Consider the following 15,464-nt stretch of genomic DNA (forward strand, 5'->3'; position numbering starts at 1 on the left):
ACTTTTATTGAGACTCAAAAGTGTGTTTAAACTTTAATGAAGCACTCTGGAGGCGCCATGGAACAAGACGACAGAAAGTTGTTTGTACTGGATACCAATGTGTTACTACATGAACCTTTGGCGATCTATTCGTTTAAAGAGCACGATGTGGTCATTCCGATGACAGTGCTAGAAGAGTTGGACCAGATTAAAGATCGAAAGAGTGATGTGAGTCGTGATGCTCGGGTTGCTATCAGGGCATTGGAAGATACCCTAGGCGGTGAAACTACCCCTGAGCAGATTATCAATGGCGTCCCTTTACCCAGCCGAGAGGGTCATGCCGATGCCGTCGGTTCGCTCTCAATTTTCCCTGATCACCTTGTCGATTTTACCTTAGGCGCACTGCCAGGAGATGGAAACGACAATCGCATTATCAATACCGCGCTACATCTACAAAACCTACATCATCCCCGTACCGTTGTCTTAGTCACCAAAGATATCAATATGCGCCTTAAAGCCAAAGGTGCGGGTATTCAATTGGTTGAGGATTATCGAACTGACCAGTTGATTGATGATATCCGCTTCCTCAGTAAAGGCTTTTACCAGTTTGAAGGTAATTTTTGGGAGCACTTGAACAAGGTCTCCACCGAGCGCCACGGTAGACATACAGTGCATGAAGTACCGCTCAAAGACCTCGAAAATGATAATTTTTATATCAACCAATATCTTATCGACACAGAGTCTGATTTTTGCGGTCGTGTTATCGAGCGCACAGACACCCATTTACATATTTTAGATTTAGGCCGTGAGCGGGTGAAAAACCTCGAGGCATGGGGTGTTAAACCTAAAAACGTCTATCAAGGCATGGCATTGCAGGCGCTGCTCGATCCCGATATCGATCTGGTTATCTTAACCGGCCCTGCGGGTTGCGGTAAAACCTTGCTCGCCATGGCGGCGGCGTTGGAACTGGTGGTCGAGCGTAATCGCTACGACAAAGTGATTGTCACCCGAAACACCCCTGAAATCGCCGAATCTATAGGCTTCTTGCCCGGCACGGAAGAGGAGAAGATGATGCCGTGGCTGGCCGCGATTACCGATACGCTCGAAGTGCTGCATAAGAATGATGTGAATCCCACGGGTAGCATGAACTACATCATGGAGAAGGCTAACATTCAGTTTAAGTCGATAAACTTTATGCGCGGGCGGTCGATCCAAAACTCTATAGTGCTATTAGATGAATGCCAAAACCTCACGGCCTCGCAGATCAAAACTATGATCACCCGTATGGGCGAAGGCACAAAACTGATTTGTTGCGGTAACTTAGCGCAAATCGACTCTAACTACTTAACCGCCTACCCCATTCTTATTTTATTTCAATTATTGTTACTGCGGCGAGTTTACTGGTCTAGAGTGGTGGTAACAGGAATGTTGTCTAAATTCTCAAAAAAACCTAGTAAAAATACTCGTAGTATTCTGCATTTGTTACCCAAGAGAACATATGCATCTTCTAATGCAATGAAACTAGCAGAGGTGGCGTAATGATTACACGGACAAATATTCCACGCGTTCTAGATACATCTGCTCTAGTACATGATCCCAAATCGCTTTTATCTTATGAAGATGATATTTACATTTGTCTTACTGTTCTAGAAGAGCTCGATAATTTGAAAGAGCGTCGGGACAAATCTGTAAGTGCAGATGCTCGTGTATGTATTCGAATGCTTGAAGATCTCGTTAGTGGACATGAAACAGAGCAGTTGGAGAATGGCATCCCTCTTCCCACAAGCGAAAATGGAAGAAGGGGAAAATTGTTTATAGGTATTGATACAAACATAGAAATAGAGCAGTCGCTTCGGCATGGAATCGGTAGTGAAGCTGACAACCGTATAATAAATTTCGCATACCAATTGCAAAAGAAACTTGCTCAATCAGTGTCGATTGTTACTCGTGATATTAATATGCGTCTTAAGGCTCGTACCGTTGGTATTCGAGCTGAAGATGTTTCTGTCGACAATTCAATTGCGGATATTGATTTGCTGTATAGCGGTGTTCAGGCATTTGAAGGTGATTTATTTACAAGACTGAAAAGTGACAGTGACTTTAAGTTATCAGGTGATGTGTATCGCTTAGATAAGAGTTTATTTAACAACGATGTACAGGTTAATATGTACTGGTACGATGCAGCTGAACACATCGGATTAATTTCAGAAGTTACAGCTGATTACGTTTACACAAAACTACTTCCGCGTAAACTAAAGAAAGTCTGGGGAGTGTTGCCTAAAAATCCTCGACAAGCAATAGCTTTACATCAGCTTACTGATCCATATTATGATTTAAATATTCTACTTGGACCTGCTGGGAGTGGTAAGACTTTCCTTGCAGTAGCTGCTGCACTTCATCAGGTGCTTGAAGAGAAAAAATATAAGAAAATAGTTGTTGTCAGGAGTAGAGATTTTATGGATGAAGATCCAGGTTTTTTACCTGGAGATCTAAAAGAAAAATCTATGCCACTTTTAGCAGGGATTACTGACGCGTTAATCTCAATGCACAGTGATGACAGCAATGAACTTAACACTTATTCTACTATTGAGCACATAATTGAAAAGGCTAACATCGAATTCACCTCCATGGCATATTTTAGAGGTCGTTCTCTAGATGATGCATTTTTGATTATCGATGAAGCTCAAAATATGACTCGCGCACAGATGAAAGGTATGTTATCTCGCGGAGGTAAGAATTGTCGTACGGTAGTGCTTGCTAACCTTGCGCAGATAGATGATAAGTTTGTCTCGGTAGCTTCAAGTGGTGCCAGTGCTGCAGTGTGCGTATATCGAAATTATGAAAAAGGTTCAGTGCTAATTTTTGATGAAGTGGAGCGTAGTTCTCTTGCTGAATTTACTGAAAAAAATTTTTAGTAGGGTTATTATCAATAATTTTATTGTCATCCCCAAACTACCGCCTCTGGCGGTGGTTATTGTTCCTTGAGGCTATAGCCTGCATTACGCCCATGCTAAAAGAGACTTCTTATTCACCACAAGTAAGAGGAAACGAAAAGCATGGGCGATTAAAGAAGTTCATCACATGTTTATTGGTGTTGCAAATATCATATAGTTTTGACTCCTAAGTACCGTTTTAAAATGTTAAAAGGAAACCTTGGTAAGGAGTTATACAGGTCAATTTATATCTTTTGCAATATGAAGGGTTGTGAGGTTTTAGAATTAAACGTTCAGATAGACCACGTTCACTTGGTAGTGATAATCCCGCCGAAGCTGTCAGTATCAACGCTGATGGGAGTATTGAAAGGAAGAAGTGCGATAAGGCTATTCAATAAATTCCCCCATGTACGTAAAAAGCTATGGGGCAATAGCTTTTGGGCCAGAGGTTATTTTGTAGATACAGTAGGTGTTAATGAAGAAATCATTAGACGATATGTGCGCCATCAAGATAAACAAGATCAGGAACATGAGGCTCAATTGTCGTTGCAGATGATGTAGGTTCTTGGAATAGCCCCTTCCAGAGGCAAGTCAAAGCCGCCTTCTAAGAAGGCGGATTCTTTACTGAATTAAAAGATTTGAAAAACTGATAAGCAGACTAACACTCACTTGATAACTTCTTAACTATTCGAATTATCGCTAGATTCAACATATTTCGATTTAGCGTTATCGAGGCTGTTCATAATTCTGTGTCATTTCAGTAAAATATTCAAAAACAGGAATGAGGCAAGAGCTATCAAAGATGCAATCCGCGAGTCGGCCAATTACACTTTGTCGACACCCCTTAATTACTCTTACCTATGATTCTGCAACATTTTACTGACTTGGAAGGCATGTGGCTGTAATGCTGTTTAGTAATGGATGAAGTGATTTTTTATTGGCTAAAATATTTAACACCAGTGGTGCAAGTTCAATTAGTTGCATTGCATAGTGGTCCTTTTTGCCGTCAATTGGATAAATGTGAAATTTCGCTAGTTCACGTCTTACAATCGATTCAACCCGCAGTGCGTCACCAGTTTCAGGCCGAGAGTTCAGAGTAACAATCACTCCTAAGTCGTCGGCTTTTACACGATAGTTACTGCGGTCCGCACTGCCGATTTTGGCGATTTTATGTGGATAAACATTTTTGATGTAAAAATAGGGGCTTTGGCGTATCTCTGAGGTTAACTTCTCGACATATTGAATGTTTTTAATGAAAGCTACAGACGGTAACCATGCTCGAATTTGTCGAGGGCTCTTCAAATCCTGCAGACAAAATTCATGAATGATTAATTCTAATGCAGACTGATTGATAGCATTAGGTTGCAATGATGATAATGTTCGGCCTAGGTATTTGAGTAATCGACCATGACGAACAGGAGTATCGTGTGACACCGGAGCCTGAATAATAAGGCTAGGATATTGACTTAATAAATTTAATAGTTTGGGAGAGGGCCAGTTTCGTTTATCGCCCACTTGATAATCGCCATTTGTGTTCCACTTTTGATACAAAATATCGCGGACAGAGATCCCACGGTGTTCCATGAGGGTTCTTAATGCCTGAGAAGGAGCTCCGGGCGTTGGATATATCACTAATTCGCTATTTTCAGTCAGTTTAACCTTACAATTGATTCCATTTACGACTGGGAGAGATAGTTTTTTGGCAACTCCCCCAACAATGTCAACCCCCTGTTGTTTATAGGTGCATAAATTTGATGCAGTGAGTTGCTCACCAGTTAATAGCTGTATGACGTCACAAATCAGTCTGCTGGATATGCAGTTCAAGTACGTTTTTAACCCAACTGCTTTTGAAATTCTGTGGGTTAAGTATTCGCACAGTGCCTGATAGCGGAAAACTGAACGCTCTATCTCTAGCCTATCGCAGACAATTTGCCATTTGGTATCGCCACCAGACATGTAATCACTAATCATTGCAATATAGTCGGCTCAGCATGTTGTTTACGAACGTACATAATCACCTCTGGGCAGAAATTAGTGACTACACTATGGTCATTGATAAAAATGGATGCTACGTGCATAGCCTGTTTGAATGTGAGGGATTGTTCAAACTGATGAATTATTCCCCGTATGCGATTGTCGGTACGGATATTCAGAATGGTCTCTATGGAGTTAAATAAATATTGGTATGACATACTTGGTGAACGGATTGGCCATATCTCTGACGTAATTGGATACAAACTAATCCCAAGCATGATTCCACATATTGGGCATCCACAATCTGCAAAATATTGCAACACTGCTTGAGATATAGGACCTGGAGCATTTAGATTAATAGTACTGAAATGAGTTTTTGACCAAGTAAAAAGTTCTCCGTCTGTTTGATGCATTTGCATCAGAAATTCTCTCTCGCAGTCTTGTTGTATATCTGTAGGAAGTAAACCAGTAAAGTCAACATGGCAATGGATCTTCATAATGTCACAGATCCTGTTTTGTATTTTCAATGAAACAGGTTCCTTGCATTAATGCTGGCTCGTCTAGCTGGATAATTAATGATTGCCATGGCATGACAACTAGGCGATGTCCCAACACCTCGATAAGGTTGATAGGTGAATCATTTGAGCCAAGTTCGTCTGAGCAGGCCAAAATGAGAGTATTTGAACCATCGACGATGATAGCAGTCCATGAAGAGCCATTTTCAATTGAGAATTTCGTTTTTGCTATTGTAATTGGACCATTAATTCCTCGATGAAACGCTAACCATTTCGAATCCAACAGGATGATTTCATGAGGCCTGTCACTAGGCAGCGACGGCAGAGCAATGAGTGCTTCTTGACCTATATTAGACATATTTTCCATCTAGCTATCCTAAGATTATCAGCCACTGTATTCTCAGTATAGATGAATAACGTTAATGTCAAATCAAAATGATTCGACATTTTTAGTTGTGACCTGTTAACGTCTCATGTCTTTGAGATCATTTGACTATTCACTGAAGACAGGTATTCATCATATATCCGCGTTTTTTTAGCGCTAATTATTTTATACTTACCACTAATTCAATCGCTGAACAGTCGTGGAAATTTATAAAAATGAAACAAAGAATTATAGTAAAAGCCAATATTTTCAAAGCACTAGGGCATCCAACGCGATTATGGATGGTAGAGCAACTTACACAGGGTGAGAAATGTGTATGTGAATTTGTTGAGGGCGTCGACGTTGATTTTTCGACAATTTCTAAGCACTTATCCGTTTTGCGCCATGCTGGAATTGTGGATATGGAAAAACGAGGTAAGCAGATTTTTTATCGTCTCACCATGCCATGCTTAATGACATCGTTACATTGCATTGATGGTTTATTAGATCTACAAATTCAGAAGCAGATCGCATTAATTGAGTAGTTTCAGACCTATCATTTGGTTAAATGGCAAAATAACAAAGTAACCAAATAAGGATCAATCATGGAAATTAAAATTCTCGGTACGGGTTGCAGCAAGTGTCAAAAATTGGCAGAGGCTACTAATGCTGCTGCGCAGGCACTTAATCTTGATTACCAGCTAACTAAAGTGACTGATATTGAAAAAATTATGGCCTACAACGTGATGTCGACACCGGCGTTGGTGGTCGACGAGCAAATAAAGCTGACGGGACGGCTTGCCAGTGTCGATGAGATCATGACCTTGCTTAAATCCCATACGGCTTAATGGCATAAAGGAGTCGGCATGAACGCTAAAAAAATTGTCCGCTACCTGCTGCTCACTGTGGTTTGTATAGGCTTAGGGTTGGTTGGGTATCAGCAATTTGGCACGATAAACGATGCTAATACAAACAATGCGGATATCGCTGCCAGCGTGTCCCCTCAATTAAAAAATGGGCTGAATGTTTATTATTTTCATGGTAATCAGCGCTGTACAACTTGTGTTCGCATGGAAAAGTTCACTCAGTCTACTGTGATGAATCAGTTTTTCAAGCAAGTGCGCGATGGTGAAATGCAGTTAAATTTGGTGAATGTCGATTTGCCTGAAAACCAGCATTATATCGATGATTATCAGTTGGTATTTCGTACCGTGGTGATTGCTAATACTCAAAATGGCGTGGACACAGATTGGCGCCGGTTAGACCGTGTGTGGGAGCTTGCCAACAACGAGCTGGCATTCAGCCAATATTTGACTGAAGAGATTAACGCAATGGTTAATCAAACTCAGGCAAATCAAACCCTCGCGGCGCCATCTCCCAAGGAGCTCCCCCATGGATGAGTGGGCAGTCATGCTGTTATCGGCCTTTTGGTTTGGCATTTTAACTTCTATAAGTCCCTGTCCTTTGGCCACCAATGTGGCGGCCATTTCCTATATCAGTAAAGGAATACAATCGCCTTATCGGGTAGTGGGTACTGGGCTTGCCTACACGATAGGGCGCATGCTGAGTTATTTGGTGATTGGTGTGATATTGGTAGGCAGTTTGCTCTCGACAATGACATTATCCGTCGCGCTTCAGAAATATATGAACCTACTATTAGGTCCGATTTTGATATTGGTGGGGATGTTTTTGCTGGAGTTATTGACGTTGCGTCTACCGGGTGATGGTGCCTTAATCGAAAAATTAAAGTCTAAAATCAACCCTCAGGGATATGTAGGAGCTTTACTGCTAGGCGTGTTATTTGCGCTGTCATTTTGTCCGACTTCCGCCGCGCTCTTCTTTGGTTCGCTGCTGCCGCTTGCACTAGAGTCACAATCGAGTATTGCACTGCCAGCGATTTATGGTTTAGCGACTGGGCTGCCGGTTTTAGTTTTCGCTATTTTGCTTGGCGTTAGCGCCCATCGTGTTGCTAAAGCCTACAACCATATTTTGACGTTTGAGCATTGGGCCAGAAAAATCACTGGCGTGGTGTTTATCATCATTGGCGCCTATTACGCTTGGGTGAATATTTTCGTTCCATCTTTGTTTTAGCATAATTTTATTCCTAACAATGCTTATCTTGTGAGGTCCTTCCTGTGAAAAAAACGTTGGTGTTAATAGTTGGAAGTACCTTTATTCTATTAATTGGGATAGTAGTTTGGGGTCTTAATTTTTCCTCAAAAACACAAGATGCTGAAAGTAAATTAACGGCAGAGATGATGGCTAAGTCAACGTCTAAAAAGTCGCAACTACCTCCTGCAGTTAGCCTTTTTAAAGTCACAAATCAAACGTTTAGCCAGTATATTGTATTGACCGGAACAATTGAGCCAACAAAAGTGGCGAGTTTGGCCTCTCCGGCAGAAGGTCCGATTCTTAATCTTGTGGTGCGTGAGGGGGATACTGTTAATTTAGGACAAGAGATTTTACGCATTGGTCGAACTCATGCGGCTGATTCTCTTCAAACATCTGCCGCTGAAGAAGTACGTAAACAAGTATTAAATTTAAAGCGTATTGAAACTTTAGTTAAGCAGCATACTTTACCTGAGGAGCAGTTAGACGAAGCACTATCATCATTAGAAAAAGCGAAGGCGGCATTGAGCCAAGCAAAACAAGCCCTTAATGATTACATAGTGACCGTGCCTTGGTCAGGGATTATATCTAAAGTCTTGGTTTCAGATGGTCATTTCGTTATACCCCGTAGTCCCTTGGTTGAAATGTATGATCCAGATAGTTTGGTATTGCGATTTAGCGTCGCAGAAGCCCAAGCTTTAGTGCTTAAGAAGGGGCATAAAGTTAAAGCGACTTTTGATGGGCTTGCTGGGCAGGAATTTGAATTAGAGATTATTCGAGCTTATCCCGATTTAGATAGAAAGTTACGTACGCGTCTTTTTGAGGCGTCGCTACCTGCAAATAAGTTTATTCCTGGTATGTTTGCGCGGATCCGAGTCGTACAGCAGGAGCACAAAAATACTCTTGTCATACCGATTGATACGCTTCAAGTGCAAGGAAAAGACAAAAGTGTGTTTGTAGTGACAGATAATATTGTCACTCGACGATTAGTCGAAACCGGTTTAGAGCAGGATGATCAAATTGAAGTGTTATCGGGACTGAAAGCAGGCGAGAAGATCGTTCTAACTGGCATTGAACGGGTGAAAAATGGCTCTGCAGTAAGAGTATTGGAGCAACCCGCTGAAAACAATAGCGCGGGTGTTGTAAAATGATCATTAAAGCCGCGATTTCTCGTCGAATTTCAACGGCTGTATTGGCTTTCGGTTTAGCTATTTTTGGGGCGCTAAATCTGAATATGCTACCTGTCGATTTCTTACCTTCGGTTAAATATCCTCTGATAAAGCTATCGATTATTTGGCAGGGGGCGACACCTGAAGATATAGATCAAAATCTAGCCGATCCTATTGAGCGTGAACTGGCCTCCGTGGACGGCCTAGATTATCTTTCATCTAGCGCTATTGAGGGCTTATACCAACTGGATGTCAATTACCGTTACGGCGTTGATGTTGATGTTGCTTATCAAGATACGTTAGCGGCATTTAATCGTTCAACCAAAAATCTTCCCGTTGATATTGAAGCACCCGTCATCATCAAAGCAGATCCGTCACAATTACCGATAGTACAAGCGGTGTTTGAATCGGAAAGTATGGATTTGACTCAGCTACGTACTTGGATTGACTCATGGTTAACTCAGCGACTTTTATCCGCCAGTGGTGTGGCTGCCATTGATGTGGCTGGCGGTCTTGAGCGTGAAATTCGTATTTTTGTGGATGATGAAAAGCTAGAAGCCCATGGATTAGACCTTACCACGTTAGAACGAGTTCTTTCAGCAGAGAACTTACAACGAGTAGGCGGGAGAGTGACAGGCAAATACCGTGAGAATATTGTGAGGGTAATGGGTGAGTTTAGCCAATTAGCCGTTATTCAAGATCTCGTATTAAGCCGTGATAGTAGCGGTAGTATTGTTCGCATTAGGGATGTGGCTGAGGTTAAAGATAGCCACGAAGACATTCGTATGCTGACCCGCTTAAATGGTCATCCGGCGGTTAAAGTTAATGTGATTAAACAAGCCGACGCTAATACTGTCACAACGGTAGATAATGTTGAGGACCGTTTAGCTGATTTAGCGCCATCTTTTCCTAAGGATATCAAATTCACTTTAGTTGAAAACCAAGCCGATTATATCAATGATTCTATCCGTGGAGTTCGTAACACGGCCTTAGAGGCTATGGCGCTTGTTGTACTGGTATTATTCGTATTTTTAGGTAACTCAAGGCAAGTGTTAATTATTGCGATAGCCTTGCCATTTGCATTATTGGTGAATTTCTTTTTAATGCACCTCGCAGGCTTTTCACTCAATATTTTTTCCCTTGGTGGCCTTGTCGTTGCGATTGGGGTGCTACCCGATACATCAATTATTGTGGTTGAAAATATTTCCCGGCTGCGTAGTTTACATGATAAGGCTAACCCACAATCCATCTCCGAGGAGGCAACACTGGAAGTGGGTGGGGCGATTATGGCAGCGACAGTGACCTTTATAGCGCTGTTTGTTCCTTTTTTACTCGTGCCAGGGCTAATCACCTTACTATTTAAAGAGTTAGTCCTAGTTATTCTTGGTTTGATGATCATTGCGGGTCTTGCCGCTATCACACTGACACCCATGCTAGGTGGCGTGTTATTAAAAGCCAATCAACGCGAATTTGCCTTCAGTGAGAAAATTAACCATGGCTTACGCTGGGCTTATGGCGCCTTGTTGCATAGCGCATTGCAATTTAGGTTAACCACTATATTTATATTTATTGGTGTTGCAATCGGTGGTGTGTTGCTGTTTAAGTCCGCAGGGTCTGAATTTTTTCCTGCCGTTGATGATGGTCGTATAGTCGTTAAAATTCGAATGCCTGCGGGGGCGAATTTAGCTCGCATGGATGCCATAGCACAGCAAGTTGAGGCATTAGTGATCGGCGATCAGCGAGTTAGCAGTGTTTTTGCACTTTCAGGGGGGGCGGTCAGGGGACTGTATACCAATAAAATTGGCAATGAAGGTGAAGTCGATATTGAACTTGTCCCGTCCAGTGAACGTAAAGTCACTACTACGGAATACATTAAAGAATTACGTCCTAAGGTGGCTAAATTGCTAGCTCCGGGGGCGATATTAGCGGTCAATCAGGCAAAGATGCGGGGTATTCGCTCTGTGGGACAGGCCGAAATTGAAGTTGAAATTAATGGCTCAGAAGTTGATACACTTTTTGATGTGGCGAATAAATTGGCGGCAAAATTAGCCGAAAGGCCGGAATTAACCAATGTCTATGTCTCGCTTGATTCCTCGAAGCCTGAATGGCAAGTTGATATTGACAGGACTCTGGCCGCCGAACATGGCTTATCTACTAAGGAAATTGCCCACGTTCTTAACGGCTACATTAATGGAAGTGTACCGACACGTTATCGAGAGGCGAGTGAGTTGTATGATATCCGAATCATTATGCCTGAGTCACAGTTACGGTCGCGCTCTGATGTTGAAAATATTTCTATAGCCACGCCTTCTGGTCATTATGTGCGCCTTAAAGACGTAGCTAAAGTGACCGCAGCAACTGGTCCTGTTGAAATAATTAGAAAAAACCAGATAAAACAAGTGATTGTACGTTGTGATCCGTCAGCAACGGATCTTAACTCAGCAAAAGAGTTGGTCACTAATACTCTTACAGAGACAACTTGGCCTACGGGATACACTTATTCGATAGGCGGTAAGGCATTGCAAATGACGCAAATGCAAACAACAGTGCAAAGTATTCTGGGCTATGCAGTATTTTTTTCCTTCATTGTCTTAGCGGTGCAATTTAATAATCTTCGGCTTCCTTTGGTGATCCTATTTGCCGCTCCTTTTTGCCTTACCGGTATTGGATATGGGCTCTTCTTCGCGAGCCAACCTTTTGGAGCTACCGTGATCATTGCGGCTATGATAGTGCTCGCAGCTAATGTTATTGATGGGGTGCTACTAATCCAAACTGCTGAACGTCAAAAACAGCAGGGTATCACTTTGCTCAAGGCGACATTCGATGCAGGTTTGAGCCGCCTTCGGCCTCGATTGATGACGGTATTACCCGCAGTGTTGGGATTTATGCCGTTAGCATTTGCATTTGAAGAAGGAGGTGAATTATTGCGCCCGATGGCAGCTGCTGCCATCGGAGGCTTGTTATTGAACGTTTTTGTCGCACTATTTCTAGTGCCTGTTTTGTATACTTTTATGGCATCTACGCCAGAACCAACATCCATAGATGTTGCTTAAGTTTTAGTCTGGTTATGAATGTGTTCATTAGGTAAAAAATGCCTGTAAAGCTGATAGTTTTGCAGGCATTTTCGATTCTAGAGCCATTTAAAGCGCAATCTATACACGGAACATTATTGAGCGACTCTTTGTCCATTAGCATCAATAACCACTTCACCGTCTTCCTTAGTAAAAGCGCCCAGTTGGGGATTAGGTAACATATCCAATACCTGTTCTGAGGGGCGACACAGGCGGGTGCCCAATGGCGTAACGACGACGGGACGATTGATTAGGATGGGGTGCTCGAGCATAAAATCGATTAATTCACTGTCGCTAAACTTATCTTCACTTAAGCCTAATACGGTAAAGGGCTCAACATTTTGCCGCAGTAAACTGCGTACCGAAATACCCATCTCCGCAATCAGTTGCAGCAGAGTTTGTCGGCTCGGTGGCGTCTCAAGGTAGAGGATTATAGTCGGTTCAACCCCTGAATTGCGGATAAGGCCTAAAGTGTTGCGCGATGTGCCACAGGCTGGATTGTGGTAAATCTTAATGCTGTCATCAATCATATTAGTCATAACATGTCTCTGAAAAATAATCGCTTATAAATTTATCCATAGGCACTAAACAGATGCTCTAGTGCCCATGGACGAAGATTAGAAGGAGAGGCGCAGCGCCAGTGCCGCTAGGGTGACAAATAGCACAGGTAGCGTCATCACTATGCCGACGCGGAAATAATAACCCCAGGTAATATTGATATTTTTCTGCGCCAGCACATGCAGCCATAGCAGGGTTGCTAAACTGCCGATGGGGGTGATTTTGGGACCTAAATCGCTACCAATTACGTTCGCGTAAATCATGGCCTCTTTAATCACGCCAGTTGCATTGCTACCGTCTATCGACAGGGCGCCGATTAACACTGTGGGCATGTTGTTCATGATGGAGGATAAAAAGGCGACCAAGAAGCCTGTGCCCATAGTGGCAGCCCAAAGCCCTTGTTCTGCCAAGCTATTTAATACGCTTGATAGGTAATCGGTTAAGCCTGCGTTGCGAAGACCATAAACAACCAAATACATGCCGAGTGAAAAGATCACTATCTGCCATGGCGCGCCGCGCAGTACCTTAGTGGTATCTATGGCATGGCCTTTTTTCGCGACAACAAACAGGATCAGGGCACCCACGGCAGCGACTAAACTCACGGGCACACCGAGCGGTTCTAAGCCAAAAAAACCCACCAAGAGTAAGACTAATACTCCCCAACCGGTTTTAAAGGTATTGAGGTCGCGAATGGCGGCCTTAGGTTCACGTAGTTTTTCTAGGTCGTAGGTCGCGGGAATATCTTTGCGGAAAAACAGATGCAGCATGACTAAGGTGGCACTAATAGCTGCAATATCGACGGGCACCATCACAGAGGCGTATTCGTTAAAACCTATGTTGAAGAAGTCCGCCGAAACAATATTGACTAGGTTAGAGACAATTAACGGCAAACTTGCGGTATCGGCAATAAAACCCGCCGCCATTACAAAGGCTAAGGTTGCTCCGGCGCTAAAGCCCAGAGCCAGTAACATAGCAATCACTATGGGGGTGAGGATCAGCGCCGCGCCATCATTGGCAAACAATGCGGCAACAGTAGCGCCGAGTAACACTATGTAAGTAAAGAGTAAACGGCCACGACCTTTGCCCCAACGGGCCACATGCAGCGCGGCCCATTCGAAAAATCCCGACTCATCTAATAATAAACTGATGATGATCACGGCAATAAAGGTGGCGGTCGCATTCCAGACAATATTCCATACCACAGGAATATCCCCTAAGTGCACCACACCCAGTAGTAGAGCCAATACGGCGCCCAAGGTGGCACTCCAACCTATGCCTAATCCCTTAGGCTGCCAAATTACTAACACGATGGTGAGAACAAAAATTGCCCCAGCTAACCACATACAAGCTCCTAAAAGGGCAGATACCGTCTACCCGTAACCATAAAATAATGCCCATAAGGATACATTAATGCTGTTTTGCCAGTAGGCTTAATCGCGTAATACCAATGGGTTCTTCTTGCTGCAATGGGATTAATGCCAACCGAGAGGCTAAGCCCTGTTGCACTTTCTCTATTTGCACCAGTTCATGGCGAGCACGTACTTTTAATAATGGCGAGGTCGTTCTGGCAACGGCGAGGCTATTATTGATAAGCCATGCCCAAGGTTCAATCCCTGCGCGGCGCAAATCTTCCTGCAAATTCGCGGCTTCGAGCACAGGGGTAGTTTCGGGCAAAGTGACCAATAATACTTTAGTGCGCTCTTTGTCTTGCAACTGCATCATTGGCGTTGAATAGTGAGTCGTTTCTCCCATACGTTTAGCGACTTCACGGTGGTAGGCGCCGGTAGCGTCAAGCAGCAATAAGGTATGCCCCGTTGGCGCGGTATCCATTACCACAAAGCGTTTCCCCGCCTCGCGGATAATGCGCGAAAAGGCTTGGAATACGGCAATTTCTTCAGTGCATGGCGAACGTAAGTCTTCTTCTAACAAGGCTTTACCTTGGGTATCTAACGCTTTGCCCTTCGTTGCTAACACCTGTTCACGGTAGCGAGTGGTGACTTCGACGGGATCGATTCTGCTGACTTGCAAATTCGCCAATTGACCATGCAGCGTTTGTTCTAGATGCGCGGCAGGATCTGATGTGGTCAAATGCACATCTAAGCCCAGCTCTGCCAATCTGACCGCAATGGCGGCGGCCAGCGTAGTTTTCCCGACACCACCTTTGCCCATGAGCATGATAAGGCCATGGTCCTGCTGCGCGATTTCACTGATTAAACTATCCAGTGTTGGCACTTGGGGCTGACTGTCTTGCTTACATTGGTCTTGCTCATCCATTGCGGGTAAATCTATGTCTTCTGCAGGCATAAAGAGTTGGCGTAATGGCGCAACGCCTACCAGGTTCATCGATTGAAGTATCAGCGTTTCGTGAGGTAATGCCGTGAGAATGGGGGATAAATTGGTGAGCACCGCTTGTTCACGTTGGTAGAGTGCTGAGGCAAGGGGATCATTGAGTGCTGCGCCTTTGGGCAATACGCCGTTAATCACCAGATATTGATTCTTAAGGCCCACTTGGCGCAATTCTTGGTGAGTGCGCTCCACTTCTATCAGGGTGGATTGCTGTGGACGCGCAACTAAGATCAAGCGTGTTTTGTCGGGATTGGCCAGTGCAGCTAATGCTTGCGAGTAGCGTTCCGCCTGTTTTTCGAGGCCCGCTAATGGGCCAAGACAGGAAGCGCCCTCGGGGTTAGTCTCGATAAAGCTGCTCCAAGCCCCAGGGAGTTGTAACAGCCTAATCGTATGCCCCGTTGGTGCGGTATCAAAAATAATATGATCGAAATCTTGCAGTAGCGATG

Annotated in this window: 12 protein-coding genes and 2 pseudogenes; 9 read left to right on the plus strand and 5 right to left on the minus strand. The window is 43.6% G+C overall.

Features of this window, described 5'->3' with window-relative positions; all coding sequences use genetic code 11:
* Nucleotides 1–57: 57 nt before the first annotated feature.
* The 3 genes and pseudogenes from L5M10_RS18130 to tnpA form a co-directional block, all read left to right on the plus strand.
* Nucleotides 58–1,332: pseudogene (locus L5M10_RS18130) on the plus strand (PhoH family protein); the annotation flags it as partial.
* A 185-nt stretch (nt 1,333–1,517) separates the two neighbouring features.
* On the plus strand, nt 1,518–2,894 hold the full coding sequence (locus L5M10_RS18135; RefSeq protein ID WP_259482800.1) for a PhoH family protein: 1,377 nt from the start codon (nt 1,518–1,520) through the stop codon (nt 2,892–2,894).
* 153 nt (nt 2,895–3,047) lie between these two features.
* A pseudogene (gene tnpA / locus L5M10_RS18140) lies at nt 3,048–3,473 on the plus strand (IS200/IS605 family transposase); the annotation flags it as partial.
* Between the two features lie 315 nt (nt 3,474–3,788).
* Here tnpA and L5M10_RS18145 read toward each other — a convergent pair.
* Complete coding sequence (locus L5M10_RS18145) at nt 3,789–4,868, minus strand: hypothetical protein (RefSeq protein ID WP_259482799.1); 1,080 nt, start codon at nt 4,866–4,868, stop codon at nt 3,789–3,791.
* A gap of 519 nt (nt 4,869–5,387) precedes the next feature.
* Complete coding sequence (locus L5M10_RS18150) at nt 5,388–5,768, minus strand: hypothetical protein (RefSeq protein WP_259482798.1); 381 nt, start codon at nt 5,766–5,768, stop codon at nt 5,388–5,390.
* Nucleotides 5,769–6,001: 233 nt separating this feature from the next.
* Between L5M10_RS18150 and L5M10_RS18155 the strand changes: the two genes are divergently transcribed.
* Genes L5M10_RS18155 through L5M10_RS18180 form a run of 6 tightly spaced genes read left to right on the plus strand, consistent with a single transcriptional unit; the run spans nt 6,002 to nt 12,096 of the window.
* Complete coding sequence (locus tag L5M10_RS18155; RefSeq protein WP_259482797.1) at nt 6,002–6,310, plus strand: ArsR/SmtB family transcription factor; 309 nt, start codon at nt 6,002–6,004, stop codon at nt 6,308–6,310.
* A 60-nt stretch (nt 6,311–6,370) separates the two neighbouring features.
* The gene (locus L5M10_RS18160; RefSeq protein ID WP_011717281.1) at nt 6,371–6,613 is read left to right on the plus strand and encodes a thioredoxin family protein; all 243 of its coding nucleotides are present in this window, start codon (nt 6,371–6,373) and stop codon (nt 6,611–6,613) included.
* Nucleotides 6,614–6,631: 18 nt separating this feature from the next.
* Nucleotides 6,632–7,165 (plus strand): nitrophenyl compound nitroreductase subunit ArsF family protein, encoded by a 534-nt coding sequence (locus L5M10_RS18165; RefSeq protein ID WP_259482796.1) that lies wholly within the window; start codon nt 6,632–6,634, stop codon nt 7,163–7,165.
* Nucleotides 7,158–7,856: an aromatic aminobenezylarsenical efflux permease ArsG family transporter gene (locus L5M10_RS18170; protein ID WP_011717279.1), complete on the plus strand. Its 699-nt coding sequence runs from the start codon at nt 7,158–7,160 to the stop codon at nt 7,854–7,856. Before L5M10_RS18165 ends, L5M10_RS18170 begins: the two co-directional genes overlap by 8 nt.
* Before the next feature lie 44 nt (nt 7,857–7,900).
* Complete coding sequence (locus L5M10_RS18175; RefSeq protein WP_259482794.1) at nt 7,901–9,025, plus strand: efflux RND transporter periplasmic adaptor subunit; 1,125 nt, start codon at nt 7,901–7,903, stop codon at nt 9,023–9,025.
* Nucleotides 9,022–12,096 carry an efflux RND transporter permease subunit gene (locus L5M10_RS18180; RefSeq protein ID WP_259482793.1) on the plus strand — a complete coding sequence of 1,025 codons (3,075 nt, stop codon included), beginning with the start codon at nt 9,022–9,024 and terminating at the stop codon, nt 12,094–12,096. Before L5M10_RS18175 ends, L5M10_RS18180 begins: the two co-directional genes overlap by 4 nt.
* Before the next feature lie 113 nt (nt 12,097–12,209).
* Here the strand turns inward: L5M10_RS18180 and arsC are convergent, their stop codons facing one another.
* From arsC to arsA, 3 genes are all read right to left on the minus strand, one after another.
* Nucleotides 12,210–12,644 (minus strand): glutaredoxin-dependent arsenate reductase, encoded by a 435-nt coding sequence (gene arsC / locus L5M10_RS18185; RefSeq protein ID WP_259482935.1) that lies wholly within the window; start codon nt 12,642–12,644, stop codon nt 12,210–12,212.
* Between the two features lie 87 nt (nt 12,645–12,731).
* Entirely contained in the window at nt 12,732–14,015 is a 1,284-nt protein-coding gene (locus tag L5M10_RS18190; RefSeq protein WP_173496147.1) for an arsenic transporter, read from the minus strand.
* 64 nt (nt 14,016–14,079) lie between these two features.
* The coding region (arsA, locus tag L5M10_RS18195; RefSeq protein WP_263255698.1) for an arsenical pump-driving ATPase at nt 14,080–15,464 on the minus strand (1,385 nt) is incomplete at its 5' end.

Source organism: Shewanella sp. SM32 (genome assembly GCF_025654235.1).
Taxonomy (GTDB): domain Bacteria; phylum Pseudomonadota; class Gammaproteobacteria; order Enterobacterales; family Shewanellaceae; genus Shewanella; species Shewanella oncorhynchi.

Bases quoted from the DNA above. Each gene is read 5' to 3' on its own strand.
- L5M10_RS18135 (WP_259482800.1), top strand. From the start codon at position 1,518: ATGATTACACGGACAAATATTCCACGCGTTCTAGATACATCTGCTCTA.
- L5M10_RS18145 (WP_259482799.1), bottom strand. From the start codon at position 4,868: ATGTCTGGTGGCGATACCAAATGGCAAATTGTCTGCGATAGGCTAGAG.
- L5M10_RS18150 (WP_259482798.1), bottom strand. From the start codon at position 5,768: ATGGAAAATATGTCTAATATAGGTCAAGAAGCACTCATTGCTCTGCCG.
- L5M10_RS18155 (WP_259482797.1), top strand. From the start codon at position 6,002: ATGAAACAAAGAATTATAGTAAAAGCCAATATTTTCAAAGCACTAGGG.
- L5M10_RS18160 (WP_011717281.1), top strand. From the start codon at position 6,371: ATGGAAATTAAAATTCTCGGTACGGGTTGCAGCAAGTGTCAAAAATTG.
- L5M10_RS18165 (WP_259482796.1), top strand. From the start codon at position 6,632: ATGAACGCTAAAAAAATTGTCCGCTACCTGCTGCTCACTGTGGTTTGT.
- L5M10_RS18170 (WP_011717279.1), top strand. From the start codon at position 7,158: ATGGATGAGTGGGCAGTCATGCTGTTATCGGCCTTTTGGTTTGGCATT.
- L5M10_RS18180 (WP_259482793.1), top strand. From the start codon at position 9,022: ATGATCATTAAAGCCGCGATTTCTCGTCGAATTTCAACGGCTGTATTG.
- arsC (WP_259482935.1), bottom strand. From the start codon at position 12,644: ATGATTGATGACAGCATTAAGATTTACCACAATCCAGCCTGTGGCACA.
- L5M10_RS18190 (WP_173496147.1), bottom strand. From the start codon at position 14,015: ATGTGGTTAGCTGGGGCAATTTTTGTTCTCACCATCGTGTTAGTAATT.